Here is a 12,245-nt window from a genome sequence, read left to right as displayed (position 1 = left end):
AAAGGAGAAAATAATGGTTAAAGCACTACAATATAAAAGATTTGGACAACCAGAAGTTCTTGAACTCGTTGACCTACCAAGCTTAGAACCCAAAGCCAATGAAGTTTCTATTAAAGTCAGTCATGTCGGACTCAATCCAATGGATTGGGCAATTATGGGTCATCCTGAAGTCGCACCAAATTTTGGAGTCAAACTTCCACAAACTTTTGCTTATGATTTTGCTGGGCAAATTGACCAAATCGGTGCAGAAGTGACCGACTTTAAAGTTGGCGACCGTGTTTTTGGAACGACGATGAAAGGGGCGGCCACCGAGCAACTCATTGCTTCAAACAAAGAACCTGGGCTCTATCACACCCCTGATTTTATAGAAAATGATGTTGCCTCTACCCTCGCTGTCGCCGGTCTTACAGCTGCCGTCGCCTTACGAAAAGCACATGTTAAAAATGGAGATACGCTCTTAATCGGTGGAGCAGCAGGAGGGGTCGGCATTTTCGCTGTTCAACTTGCTCAATTATGGGGAGCAAAAGTTATCGGGACGGCTTCTGACTCAACTGCCAACTTTTTAAAGGAGCTTGGAGCTGAACAAGTCGCTTATGGCGAAGGTTTGACTGACCGTCTAAAAGGCAAAGGAATCACTGCCGCCATTGACTTACATAGTTTTGAAAGTTTAAATACCGCTCTTGAATTAGGAGTCAAAGCTGACAAAATGTCCACTGTCATCATGTACCCAGAGCCTCCGGCTGGTGTTCCAACGGCTACAGGTGGCGAAGCGATTCCTTCTGATATGGAGATGGTTTTGACTGCCATTGGTAGCCATCAATTAACTGTCCCAATCGCTGCTAAATTCCCCATCAATGACTATTTAGAAGCAGTCAATTTACAGATGAGCCGTCACACTCACGGAAAAATCGTTCTTTACTTTTAGATAAATAAAAAAAGCTGTCAGATTACTGACCGCTTTTTATTTGCTCCAATCAATCGGACTTTGACCTGTTTGAACCAGAAAATCATTGGTTTTTGAAAAAGGATGCGAGCCAAAAAAACCACGACTTGCTGATAAAGGTGACGGATGAGCCGCTTCTAGTATGAGATGCTTACTTCCATCAATTAGTTTGGCTTTCTTTCTAGCAAAACCTCCCCAAAGAATGAAAACTTTTGGTCGCTCATCATCTGAGGCAATTTTGATAATTTCGTCTGTCAATGGTTCCCAAATTTTCCCAGCATGGGCATTTGAATCAAACTCTGGTACGGTCAAGACCGCATTTAAAAGCAATACGCCTTGCTCGGCCCAAGCCGTCAAATCACTATCTTCTTTAGAAAAACCTTCCTCACGCAATTCTTTTTGGATATTAACAATCGAATCTGGACGATTCACTTTGAAAGTCGCTGGATAAGAGAAAGCCAAGCCTTGAGCTTTCCCCGGCTGAGGATAAGGGTCTTGTCCAACAATAATAACCTTTGTTTGTGCCAAAGGAGTCAGTTCAATTGCCCGAAAAATTTGATTTTCTGGTGGATAAATTTTCCCCTCTTGATAAGTCTGATTGATAAATTCAATCATTTTAGGGAAATAGTCTTCTGCTAATCGGTTGCGTAAGGGCTGTGACCAATCTGTTTTTTTCATTTTTCTTGTCCCTTCTCCACAAAAATTCGGACTGTTGTTTTCAATTTTTCTGCTGCTGTCTTTCTAAAATCACTGATATAAATTTCTCGATGATGAAACTCTTTGTGGATAGCTTTTAAATCATGTTTTTCAGCATAAGCAAAAAGCTTCTCAAAAGTTTCTCCCTCTTGGTCAAAGGATCCGACATGAAGTGCTTGTAAACATAAGCCATCTTCAACTTTTCCAAATTCAAGTCCTGATAAATCCAAGCCTTTTTTAACTTCAACCAATTTTTTCGCTTTTTCAATCACTTGGTCATTGACAAAATCAGGCATTCTAAGCATCAAGCGCCAAATAAAGTCATTTTTATCTATTTTTCCATCAATAGGTTCATTTTTACTGGTCCACAATCCTTCAAGTGGAGGAACCACAAAAGGCTGAAAATTTTCAATTGTAAAATTTGAATTTCGATAAGACATTGAAATCATATAAGCTGTCGCATATAAAAGGGCAATGGCTTCTTGAAAAGCTGGAGTTGTTGGTGCTCCTTTACCATCTATCATCATATAATTCAGAGCAGGCAGCTCAATTAAAGAAATTCCTTTTGGTAAATAATAGTTTTTATCACTTTTTTTATAATCAATTTTTGGGCTAGACATGCTTTTATTATATCAAATTTATAAATAAAAAAACCTGCCTTTATAACAGATTTTTTTATTAAAATTAGAGATTTGCCACGTTGTGATAAACTTTTTGAACATCATCGTCGTCTTCGAGAGCATCGACAAGTCCTTCAAAAATTTCCAAATCTTCTGGTGAAAGTTCTACTTCTGATTGAGCAATCATTTCTAGTTCTGTTGTTGAGAATTCAGTAATTCCAGCTGCTTTAAGGGCTGCAATTCCTTTGTGAAGGTCAGTTGGTTCAGTGTAAACAACGATATTTCCTTCTTCTTCTGTCACATCACGAACGTCAACCTCAGCATCAAGCAAGATTTCAAAAATATGGTCAGGGTCTGTTCCTTCAAAAACAATGACTCCAGTATTGTCAAACATGTAGCTGACCGCACCGGCTGCTCCAATATTCCCACCATTTTTATGGAAAGTAGTACGAACATTAGCAATCGTGCGGTTAACATTTGAAGTCAAAGTTTCGGCAATCACCATTGAACCGTTTGGTCCAAATCCTTCATAACGTCCTTGAACGAATGTTTCATCTCCGCCACCTTTAGCTTTATCAATCGCTTTATCAATGACGTGTTTTGGAACTTGTGCTTGTTTAGCGCGTTCAATAACGAATTTTAATGATGAATTTGATTCTGGATCTGGTTCACCTTGTTTGGCAGCAGCATAGATTTCGACACCGAATTTTGCATATACTTTAGAAGTTGCCCCATCTTTAGCGGTTTTTTTAGCAACAATATTGGCCCATTTACGTCCCATTGGAATAGTCTCCTTGAAATTTTATTTAAATTATTGGCAGATTAGTGATCTGCATGATTTTTTCTATCATATTATATCACAATTTGTAAAGGCTCGTCTATGAGAAATCGAAAAAATCCCGTTTTTACGCTTGCAATTTGAGCAAGTCTTTTTTATTTTTCTCTTTTAATAATTGGTTTTCGCCCAAAATTTTGTTCTTTAAAATCAACATTTCCTAATTGATAGATTTCATCAGCTTTCTGTGTCAGCTCATCCCAAGGTTTTTGACCAATTTTACTGATGATTTTTCCTCTATTTTGAGCTAAAATTTCTTGTCCAGCTTTTGAAAAACCAAGAATATGAATCTCTTTTGGTAAATTAAACTCCTTTGGAATATTTAACAAAATATATGTTAAGAGCCTACGAACACGCGCTTTTGTATAACGTTTAGTATATACGAGTTCTACTAATTCATCAAAATTTTTAGCAGATTTGACCGCATTTTTTAAGCGAACAGAAAGTTCTTGATTGACTTGGAAAATATTTTCCAAGTGGTCATCAAGCCTGATTTTATATTGCAAAAGTGGAAAATAAGCTGCCCAATTGGTTTTTGGACTTGCATAAGTTTCTAAAATCACTGATGGGACATGATTTTTTATTGCTGACAGGTCTGTCAGTGAAAACAATGACTGACCGACCTCGTCTGTCAGTGAAAATAACTGCTGACGGAGTGCCGTCGCGCTGGCAAACCCCTCTGACAGTTTGGTCGAATGGAATTTTCCAACACGTTTAATCGCTTGCAAATTAATATTTTTCCCCGCAGCAGCTTTTGCATAAGCAAGTGCTAGGACATGATTAGGCGTGTTCCCATCAAATTTAATTCCTGTAAAATGTTGCCACATCATTTGTGTTTTTTCGGGATAAGAGAGTTGGTCAGGCAATGCTTTGATAAAACTTTCCATTTCCGTCTCTTTTGTTTCATAAATATCAGCAATCGCATTATAATCAATTGCTGATTCTGAACCAAAAGCAAGGTCAGTAATGCCAAGATTTTTCAAGATATCTACAGCCCCACTTGCAAAAAAATCGGCAGCTTGCACAGAAACCGTAACTGGCAATTCAACGACTAAATCTGCGCCACAAGACAAGGCCATCTCTGCTCTTGTCCATTTATCAAAAATAGCTAGCTCGCCTCGCTGCATCCAATTTCCTGACATAGCGACGATTTTTAGACCATCAATTTGATTCAAAAGATACTCATGTCCCTTATGAAAAGGATTAAATTCAGCAATAATACCTGTAATTTTCGTCATTTTATACCTCTAAAAAAATCTGTCAGTAGCTGACAGATATGGATTTACTTTACTTTTTACAAACAAAAAACCAACGTGCGCTCTCTTTGCTAGGTGCTTCATCAGTAAAATCTGCACAAACTATTGCTTCTTTAAATCCTGCCGTTGCTAGATGTGCGAGATAATCATCTATCGGATAAGTCCGTTCTTCATGAACTTCGTCTTTTCTTGTAAAGCGTCCATCCTCTCCTTGAATGAAAAAGCTCAACTCATGGACGATTGAATGAGGCACTTCCCCTTCAAAAGAATCCCACAAGAAAGCGAAATCTTCCGCATTTTCATGGTAAGAGTAGTTAGGAAAAACTTCGTCTACTTGATGAGTTGAATGAACATCAAAAATAAAAGTCCCACCCTCATTGAGTATTTCAAAAACACCATCAAAAGTAGCTTGTACTTCATTCAAATTTTCCAAATAACAAAGTGAATCAGAATAACAAGTTACCGCATCAAATTTTCCAAGTCCAGAAAGTTCGCGCATATCTCCAGCAGTAAACTCAAGTTTATAACCTGCCTGACGCGCTTTTTTACTGGCTAAAGTTAACATTTCTTCAGAAATATCAAGACCAGTCACTTCATAGCCTTCTTGAGCCAAGCGTACTGATAAAGCCCCAGAGCCGCAAGCTAACTCAAAAACTGATTTTGTTTCTTTTGGTAGATGTCTTTTTGTAAAATCAAGCCATTGCTCATAAAGTTCTTGGTCCATGACCTGATCATAGACTCTTGAAAAATCTTCGTAAAATGCCATTTCAGCCCTTTCTTGAATTAGAGACAGTCCTTTTTGCCTGACTGTCAGTGGATAAAAAATAAATAAGAGCTCTGTCAGTAAAACCGACAAAGCCATTAATTATTCAGCTATAAATCCAGAAATATCAACCATTGGTGCATCTGACCAGAGTTTTTCTAAATTAAAGTGTCCACGTTCATCATGTCCAAAGACACTGACCACGATGTCCCCAAGGTCAATCAAAACCCAGCCTGTTTTTGCGTCACCTTCGATGTGACCTGCTGCTTTTGCACCGGCAAGTTCAGCCGCTTGTGCAATATTATCAGCAATGGCATCTAACTGACGACTATTCATTGCTTCCATAATCACAAAATAATCTGCGACAAATGTCACATCAGACATATCCAAGGCTACAATATCAAGTGCTTTTTTATCATCGGCTGCTTTTACAACCACTTCAAGTAATTTTTTTGAATCCAATTCTTTCCTCCGAGACTATTTGTCTCTCTTTATTATTAAAATCTTTTTTAAGATTTTTATTCATTTTTCTGAGTCATTTACAATCAAATCTTATCAGCTGTAAAAACTAGACCCACTTATTTTAACATAAAATGTCACAGCAACCAAAAGTTGCTTGTTATATCCTTTATTTTTCGAGAACTTTTAAAAAACGCTTCTGAGAATGATTACTCGTATATCCTTGGTGTTCATAAAATTGATGAGCCTCATGCCTTTGCACTCCTGAGTTAAGTCGGATAACATTAATCCCTCTCGCTTTGGCATTTTCTTCTAAAGCACTAAGCAATTGTGCACCAATCCCGTGTCCTTGCTCTTGAGCATCAACGACCAATCCTAGAACATTGAACATGATTTCCTTGCTATAAACCGCATCATAAGTTTCAGCTTCAATAAAGCCCACCACTTGATTTCCATTATCAAAAACAAGAAATTCCTGTTTTTCATCGTTCAAAATACGACTCATATTATTCTTTACAATTGATTCAGAAATTGGATAACCAAGTACGCCAGCAAGTCTTGTGATGTCTGAAACATCTCTCATCTCAACTTTTCTAATCATGAACTTTTCCTCTATTTTTACTGACAAGCCTATCAGTAACTATTTATCAAGACAAATAAGCAATAAAAGCATTATAAGCTTCAAAAGTTTGGGGATAAATTGTCAAACGACGTTCTGCCAAATACTCAACCAAACGCATCGTTTCAAAAGCAACCGCCTGATTTAAATCTTGAGCAGCGACTGCCCGGGCTTCAATGACTCCTGGGAATGTTCGACCTTCTTCAATGTAATCTGCCACATACAATACCTTAGCAAGACCAGACATTTCTTTATCTCCGACCGTGTGAATCTCAATAGCACGCAGAATTTCTTCGTCTTCAAGCCCAAAATCTTCACGCATTTTATAAATGCCGACTTTCCCATGCCAAATATTATTATCCCAATTTTTCAAATCAGCATCCAAATTATATTTGTCAATTAAAGCCAGAAAAATCTCATCGTCTACCTCTTTGCAATAATCATGCAAAAGTCCAGCCAAACTTGCTTTATGTGGGTCAACCCCATATTTTTCGGCTAAAGCAATCGCTGCTTTTTCCACACCTAGCATATGTTTAAAACGTGATTCTTTGACTGCGCCAGCAATTTTCGCTAGCAAATCTTCTCTTGATAAATTCACTTCTGGATAAAAGTCAAACATATAAGCCTTCTTTCAAGATATAATCTAAAACCTTCGGTGCCAAAAGAAAATGTGGTTTAATTCCACGATGCAATTGTTCCCGAATCAAATTTCCGGAAATATCCATCATTGGAACGTCCACCCACATAATCGGATAAGAAGTGCCTGCCCGATAGCGGGGTCTGCGAATCCCAACGAATTGAACTAATTCTAATAACTCATCAATATGCGCCCAATGAGCTAAACCAGAAATCATGTCTCCACCGATAATAAAATAAAAATCACAATCTGGATTTTCTTCATGAAGCTCAAGCACCGTTTGATAGATATCAGCGCCATCTTTAGCTTTCAGACGACAAGCATCTACTTCTAAACCAGGACAATCTTCAATAGCTGCGGTCAGCATGGCCGCAACGTGTCCATCAGTATTATGTTCTGGCAAAAAGACAACTTTTTCCAAATTAAGTTCTTGGCGCACTTGGTCAGCAATTGTCAAATGACCAACATGAACAGGATTAAAATTCCCCCAAAAAAGCCCGATTGCACGTCGTTTCTCGTCTTCTTTAGTTTTTAATTCTACCTTTGTAAAAGGAGTCAATAAATCTATTGCCATTCGTTCACCTATTATTTTTTACTCTTTGATTATTTTTTGAATGTAACCATTAATAGTTTTTTATTTTTTAAAATTTATTTCACAATATTTTTTACTTCAACCGAAATCTTGCGATTTTCTTTACGGTCAGAAACTTTGAAAACAATGAGATTTCGACCAATGATTTGGACCACATCAAGTCCCATTTCTTCTATTGCTTCTGCTACATCAGTTGCGACTTCATCTGAGTTTTGCAAAATGCTGACTTTAATCAACTCACGTGCATCACAAGCCGTACGAATGCTGGTCAAAATTTCATTAGACAAGCCACTTTTCCCAATTTGAACAATTGGTTTAATATTGACTGCCAAAGCTCGTAAGTATCGTTTTTGTTTTCCGTTTAATTCCATTATTTATTTTTTTCCATTTCTATTTTTTAACTAATTTTTCTATTTTTAATCACTTTAAGCGCAAGATGTGTTTTACTTCATTTCTCATTAAGAGAAACAAAGTAAACTGATATTATCATCAAACGAAGACGTTCCTTTGATGAAATAAGATTGAGAATGAGGTAACGATTATGTCTATTACAGCAACTATCGCAGCTGGCGCTACAGCACTAACACTTTTAGGAGCTGGAGGCGCAGCAGCAGTAAATGCCGCAACCCCTAGCACAAACACTAGTCCAACAACAACGGCAACTACTGCCACAGCTACTATTGCAAAAACAAAGACAGCAGCAGGTGACTACGGCGGACCAAAAACTGGCAATGGTGTCGGCAAAGGTCCCACAGTTGACCGATCTGACATGAGTTCCGCTCAACTTGCCCAAGTCCAAAAAGACGAAGCTAATGGCGCACCTCAACAAACAGGCGGCCCCTCAACAAATACTTCTGTTGCCAAATAAAGAAAACCATAGCAGAGAATTCAAGCGTCATGCCTTAGATTCTCTGTTTTATTTTTGATTTTGAAAAATTAATAAATATTTTAAGTCTGACAACCAAATCTTTAGCAAATTATTCATATTGGTCATTTCTAAAACTCATTCAATTTCCAACTCAACTCAGGCGCAATCAATCCCTTAATCTGATAAGCATTTTCGCCCTCAACCACCGATTGAACCAAGGCACTCTTTCTTAATTCAGGCAACTGATAAGCTTTTTCATAAGGGAGTTCTAACTCAAAAGCTTCAAAAAGCTCATGCAATTTCTCTAAAATTGCTGTCTTTAACCATTGAACGCCATTCTCAGATTTAATTGAGAGTTGTAAACTTGGCGACAAAGTTGGCAAGAAGTCACTTGGGGCAATATCCATTTTATTATAAACATTCAGCACAGGAATATTTGTCAGCTTCAAATCTTCCATGATTTTCAAGACCGTTTGTTCATGAATTTCATGATGAGGATTACTGGCATCAATGACATGAATCAGTAAATCAACATTGGCAGATTCTTCTAAGGTTGATTTAAAAGCTTTAATCAGCTCTGTTGGCAGATTTTGGATAAAACCGACAGTATCTGTCAGTGACACCGTAAAATCTTCAACCAATTGAACGGCTTTTGTTGTGGCGTCCAATGTCGCAAAAAGTTCATTTTGCTCATATTGTTCTTTATCAAGACCAACTAAAGCATTCATAATGCTGGATTTTCCGGCATTAGTGTAACCAATTAAACCAATCCGAAAAATTCCTGATTTCGAGCGTTTTTGGCGAATATTTTCCCTTGTTTTTTCAACTTTTTTGAGGGCTTTATCAATATTTTCAATTCGAGTGCGAATATAACGTCGATCTGTTTCAAGCTTGGTTTCACCTGGTCCTTTAGAACCAATTCCCCCACCTTGACGGCTGAGCATAATTCCTTGCCCGACCAAACGCGGCAAAAGATAATTGAGCTGGGCTTCTTCCACTTGAAGCATTCCTTCATGTGAGCGAGCCCGCATGGCAAAAATATCCAAAATCAATTGCATTCTATCAATGACTTTGACGCCCAAAGCTTCTTCCAAATTGACATTTTGTCTTGGGGATAGACGGTCATTAAAAATAACCGTATCAATTTCGCCCACTTCAATCGCCCAACGCATTTGTTCCAATTTTCCAGAACCAATCATTGTCCGACTATCTGGACGTTCTCTTTTTTGAGTAAATTGGTCAATGACCAATCCGCCAGCCGTTTTTGTCAATTCAGCCAGTTCAACCATTGATGACTCAAAAGCCTGAAAATTTTCAGCTGTTTCCACTCCTGCAAGGAGAACTCTTTCTTGTTTTTCTTCTAAATCTATCAAATTTTTAGTAAAATTTTCCTTTTTTATTTTTGTCAGCTGAGTTTAGACTAAAAGTATTATAAAACTAAACTCTATTTTTGTATTTATTCATTTGTCACAATTCTTTTGACTTGAGAATTCACTGACAGATTTGCAAGCTCGTCAGCAAAGAAGCTTGGAAAAGCCTTGTAATTTCTGTAATCAGCAATCGGAATCCATTTCAAAAATTCTTTGCTACCGTCTGTCCCAAGACTCTTTGAATTTACTGACGGATTTTCTGTCAGTGGTTTCATCAGAAAATAAAAACTCAATTCGTGACAAGTCACATCATTCAAGAAATCATTTTCATGCCCCACAAAAAAATTTTCATGGATAAAAGCTAAACGTTCAATTTCGAGATTTAATCCCGTTTCTTCCCGAATCTCCCTCAGACAAGCTTCTTCTGCTGTTTCGCCCAATTGCACAGCACCACCAACCGAATAATAGTAGTCATTATGGTCATTACCAACCATTAATACAGCACCATCTTTAATAATAATTCCAGCTGCCCGGTATCGAAACCATTGATTACCACGCGTAAAACCAATATCCTGACTTCTATCTTCCATTTTGATTCTCCAAAATTTTACTGACAGAAATTCTGTCAGTCATTTTTATGACTTTTTAGAAATTCTATCAATTCAAGATTTGTTCCATTTTTGAAAGTATAATCCATCAAATCACTTTTCTCTAAAATCGGTCGAATAAATTCTGCTGACAGACCTATCAGCACTTTTATCATGTCTGTTTGCGCTAATTTCTTAATTTCTTTTAATTTCAGAGCATCCGCTTTTTTACGTTCGGCAGCTTCTTTGGGATAGCCAGCATTTAAAGGTTCTTCAAAAAGTTTTTCTAAAGTAAATCTCAAATTCAGCTCGCCAGCCCAACCAAAATTCAGCCCAAGTGGCAAAGAAGCACAATTTCCCTGATTGATTCGTCCAAAAAGGTAAGCATCTGTAGGAGTTGGTAAATAGCCAGAAATCACATTAGGTAAAGCGTTGGCTGCAATGTTCATCCCATTTCCCGACGAACAGCCAGTCACAACGAAATCAACCGCACCTGAATTAAGCAGTATCCCCACACAAAGCGCAATTTGAACATAAGAAAAATTTTCTTCATTTTCACTTACACCAAAATTAAGAACTTCTGCATTCATATGCTTTACAGCTCGCTTTGTTTCCTCGAATAAAACTTCATTTCGGGCAATTTGAGTACTGGCTTGAATTACTGCAATTTTCATCAGACTTCCAACCTTTTCTTCTTAGACAGATAATTTTTTACCCAATCAAAGCCTTACGCACAACCACATCAACACCCTCTGGCACCCAAGCTGCAACGACCGCTTTTTGTGGTACACGGACCCAACCAAGACCAGAAAAGACAATATCTGACTTGTCAGTAATTTTAAACTCGCGACGAACCAATTTGGCACCAACCAAAGCAGGAGCCAAAAACTCACCTTTATGCTTTTCATAAAATTCAGTCGCACCTTCAAGTTTCGTCCGATGAACATTGATTTCATTGTCAAAATAAGCCGTCATTCCTTGACGCTCACCACTTATAAAGTCAAAACGTGCCAAACCACCAAAGAACAAAGTTTGTTCAGGATTGAGTTGATAGGTTTTCGGCTTAATTTCTTTACGTGGTGATACATATTTCAAATCCTCTGGTTCCAAATAATGAGCCATTTGCCCTCGATGAATAATCCCCGGTGTGTCAATCAGTGCCGAGTCTTCATCAAGCGGGATTTCAATCTTATCAAGGGTTGTCCCAGGGAAACGTGAAGTTGTAATCACATCCTCAGAACCTGAAGCTGATTTAATAATCGCATTAATCAAAGTTGATTTACCAACATTGGTCACCCCAACCACATAGACATCACGCCCACGACGATAATGCTCGATGGCTTCCATCAATTCAGCCACATCATCCTTGTTTTGCGCTGAAGTGACGAGGATATCCTTAGGTTTCAAACCACGAGAAGCCGCTTGTTCTCTCAACCAAGCCGTCATTTTCCCAACTTTTAAAGATTTTGGCAAGACATCACGTTTGTTTGCGACCATTAATAAATCATTTCCACCCGTCAATTTATGAAGGTTAGGAATCAAAGACCCATTAAAATCAAAAATATCAACCACATTAACAATCAAAGCATTATGTTGACCAATTTCTTTAAGTAAACGCAAAAAATCTGCATCAGTCAAACTTGTCGGTGCAATTTCATTATAATGACGCAAGCGGAAACAACGCTGACAGTATAAATCCTCATTTTTGACAAAAGCTTCGCTTCCTTCATCTCCAGCCTGAACAGCTTCCATTTGGTCGCGTTCAGCTATTTTTTTCTTCAAAGCACCCGCAGGCAAAAAGCCAAGTGCATTCTTATCCTCAGTTTGAATTTTTGCACCACAACCAATACAGTACAAATCTTCCATCGTATTTTCATTTTCAATCATATTGCCTATTATACCACATTTCATCAGCATTTTTAGCCTTTTTTCGATTTAAATTTACTGACAGAACGACCCGTCAGTAACTAGTTTACTGACCAGTCTGTCAGTAAATTTTT

16 protein-coding genes are annotated in these 12,245 nt (G+C 37.9%); 2 read left to right on the top strand and 14 right to left on the bottom strand.

Annotation, left to right across the window (positions count from 1 at the left end; genetic code table 11):
• The first annotated feature begins 13 nt into the window (after positions 1–13).
• Positions 14–925 carry an NADP-dependent oxidoreductase gene (locus tag RSC39_RS01165; protein ID WP_332534487.1) on the top strand — a complete coding sequence of 304 codons (912 nt, stop codon included), beginning with the start codon at positions 14–16 and terminating at the stop codon, positions 923–925.
• A 36-nt stretch (positions 926–961) separates the two neighbouring features.
• On the opposite strand, the gene RSC39_RS01160 is transcribed toward RSC39_RS01165, so the two are convergent.
• From RSC39_RS01160 to yhbY, 10 genes are all read right to left on the bottom strand, one after another.
• Positions 962–1,621: a uracil-DNA glycosylase gene (locus RSC39_RS01160; RefSeq protein WP_332534485.1), complete on the bottom strand. Its 660-nt coding sequence runs from the start codon at positions 1,619–1,621 to the stop codon at positions 962–964.
• The gene (locus tag RSC39_RS01155; RefSeq protein ID WP_332534483.1) at positions 1,618–2,259 is read right to left on the bottom strand and encodes a GyrI-like domain-containing protein; all 642 of its coding nucleotides are present in this window, start codon (positions 2,257–2,259) and stop codon (positions 1,618–1,620) included. The genes RSC39_RS01160 and RSC39_RS01155 overlap by 4 nt, the downstream gene beginning before the upstream one ends.
• Positions 2,260–2,323: 64 nt before the next feature.
• Positions 2,324–3,040: a YebC/PmpR family DNA-binding transcriptional regulator gene (locus RSC39_RS01150; protein WP_011834324.1), complete on the bottom strand. Its 717-nt coding sequence runs from the start codon at positions 3,038–3,040 to the stop codon at positions 2,324–2,326.
• A 152-nt stretch (positions 3,041–3,192) separates the two neighbouring features.
• The gene (locus tag RSC39_RS01145; protein WP_332534481.1) at positions 3,193–4,332 is read right to left on the bottom strand and encodes a nucleotidyltransferase; all 1,140 of its coding nucleotides are present in this window, start codon (positions 4,330–4,332) and stop codon (positions 3,193–3,195) included.
• Between the two features lie 49 nt (positions 4,333–4,381).
• On the bottom strand, positions 4,382–5,116 hold the full coding sequence (locus tag RSC39_RS01140) for a class I SAM-dependent methyltransferase (RefSeq protein WP_332534479.1): 735 nt from the start codon (positions 5,114–5,116) through the stop codon (positions 4,382–4,384).
• A 99-nt stretch (positions 5,117–5,215) separates the two neighbouring features.
• Entirely contained in the window at positions 5,216–5,575 is a 360-nt protein-coding gene (rsfS, locus tag RSC39_RS01135) for a ribosome silencing factor (protein ID WP_063281978.1), read from the bottom strand.
• A gap of 166 nt (positions 5,576–5,741) precedes the next feature.
• Positions 5,742–6,173, bottom strand: coding sequence for a GNAT family N-acetyltransferase (locus RSC39_RS01130; RefSeq protein WP_332534476.1), 432 nt, complete (start codon positions 6,171–6,173; stop codon positions 5,742–5,744).
• Between the two features lie 46 nt (positions 6,174–6,219).
• Positions 6,220–6,810 carry a bis(5'-nucleosyl)-tetraphosphatase (symmetrical) YqeK gene (gene yqeK, locus RSC39_RS01125; protein WP_332534474.1) on the bottom strand — a complete coding sequence of 197 codons (591 nt, stop codon included), beginning with the start codon at positions 6,808–6,810 and terminating at the stop codon, positions 6,220–6,222.
• Positions 6,803–7,402 (bottom strand): nicotinate-nucleotide adenylyltransferase, encoded by a 600-nt coding sequence (locus RSC39_RS01120; protein WP_011834318.1) that lies wholly within the window; start codon positions 7,400–7,402, stop codon positions 6,803–6,805. Before RSC39_RS01120 ends, yqeK begins: the two co-directional genes overlap by 8 nt.
• Before the next feature lie 74 nt (positions 7,403–7,476).
• The gene (gene yhbY, locus RSC39_RS01115; protein WP_011675261.1) at positions 7,477–7,791 is read right to left on the bottom strand and encodes a ribosome assembly RNA-binding protein YhbY; all 315 of its coding nucleotides are present in this window, start codon (positions 7,789–7,791) and stop codon (positions 7,477–7,479) included.
• Between the two features lie 170 nt (positions 7,792–7,961).
• Here yhbY and RSC39_RS01110 point away from each other — a divergent pair, with 170 nt between their 5' ends.
• Positions 7,962–8,288, top strand: coding sequence for a hypothetical protein (locus RSC39_RS01110; RefSeq protein WP_011834317.1), 327 nt, complete (start codon positions 7,962–7,964; stop codon positions 8,286–8,288).
• 128 nt (positions 8,289–8,416) lie between these two features.
• Here the strand turns inward: RSC39_RS01110 and hflX are convergent, their stop codons facing one another.
• The 4 genes from hflX to yqeH all read right to left on the bottom strand — a co-directional run bounded on the left by hflX (position 8,417) and on the right by yqeH (position 12,132).
• A complete protein-coding gene (gene hflX / locus RSC39_RS01105) occupies positions 8,417–9,661 on the bottom strand; it encodes a GTPase HflX (protein ID WP_332534471.1) in 1,245 nt (414 codons plus the stop codon).
• An 83-nt stretch (positions 9,662–9,744) separates the two neighbouring features.
• On the bottom strand, positions 9,745–10,248 hold the full coding sequence (locus RSC39_RS01100) for an NUDIX hydrolase (protein WP_332534469.1): 504 nt from the start codon (positions 10,246–10,248) through the stop codon (positions 9,745–9,747).
• Between the two features lie 35 nt (positions 10,249–10,283).
• Positions 10,284–10,919 carry an RpiB/LacA/LacB family sugar-phosphate isomerase gene (locus tag RSC39_RS01095; RefSeq protein ID WP_332534467.1) on the bottom strand — a complete coding sequence of 212 codons (636 nt, stop codon included), beginning with the start codon at positions 10,917–10,919 and terminating at the stop codon, positions 10,284–10,286.
• Positions 10,920–10,956: 37 nt separating this feature from the next.
• The gene (gene yqeH / locus RSC39_RS01090) at positions 10,957–12,132 is read right to left on the bottom strand and encodes a ribosome biogenesis GTPase YqeH (RefSeq protein WP_332534465.1); all 1,176 of its coding nucleotides are present in this window, start codon (positions 12,130–12,132) and stop codon (positions 10,957–10,959) included.
• Positions 12,133–12,245: the final 113 nt, after the last annotated feature.

The sequence above is a fragment of the Lactococcus sp. genome, from assembly GCF_036648155.1.
Taxonomy (GTDB): domain Bacteria; phylum Bacillota; class Bacilli; order Lactobacillales; family Streptococcaceae; genus Lactococcus; species Lactococcus cremoris.
This window is presented reverse-complemented; position numbering and strand designations above follow the sequence as displayed.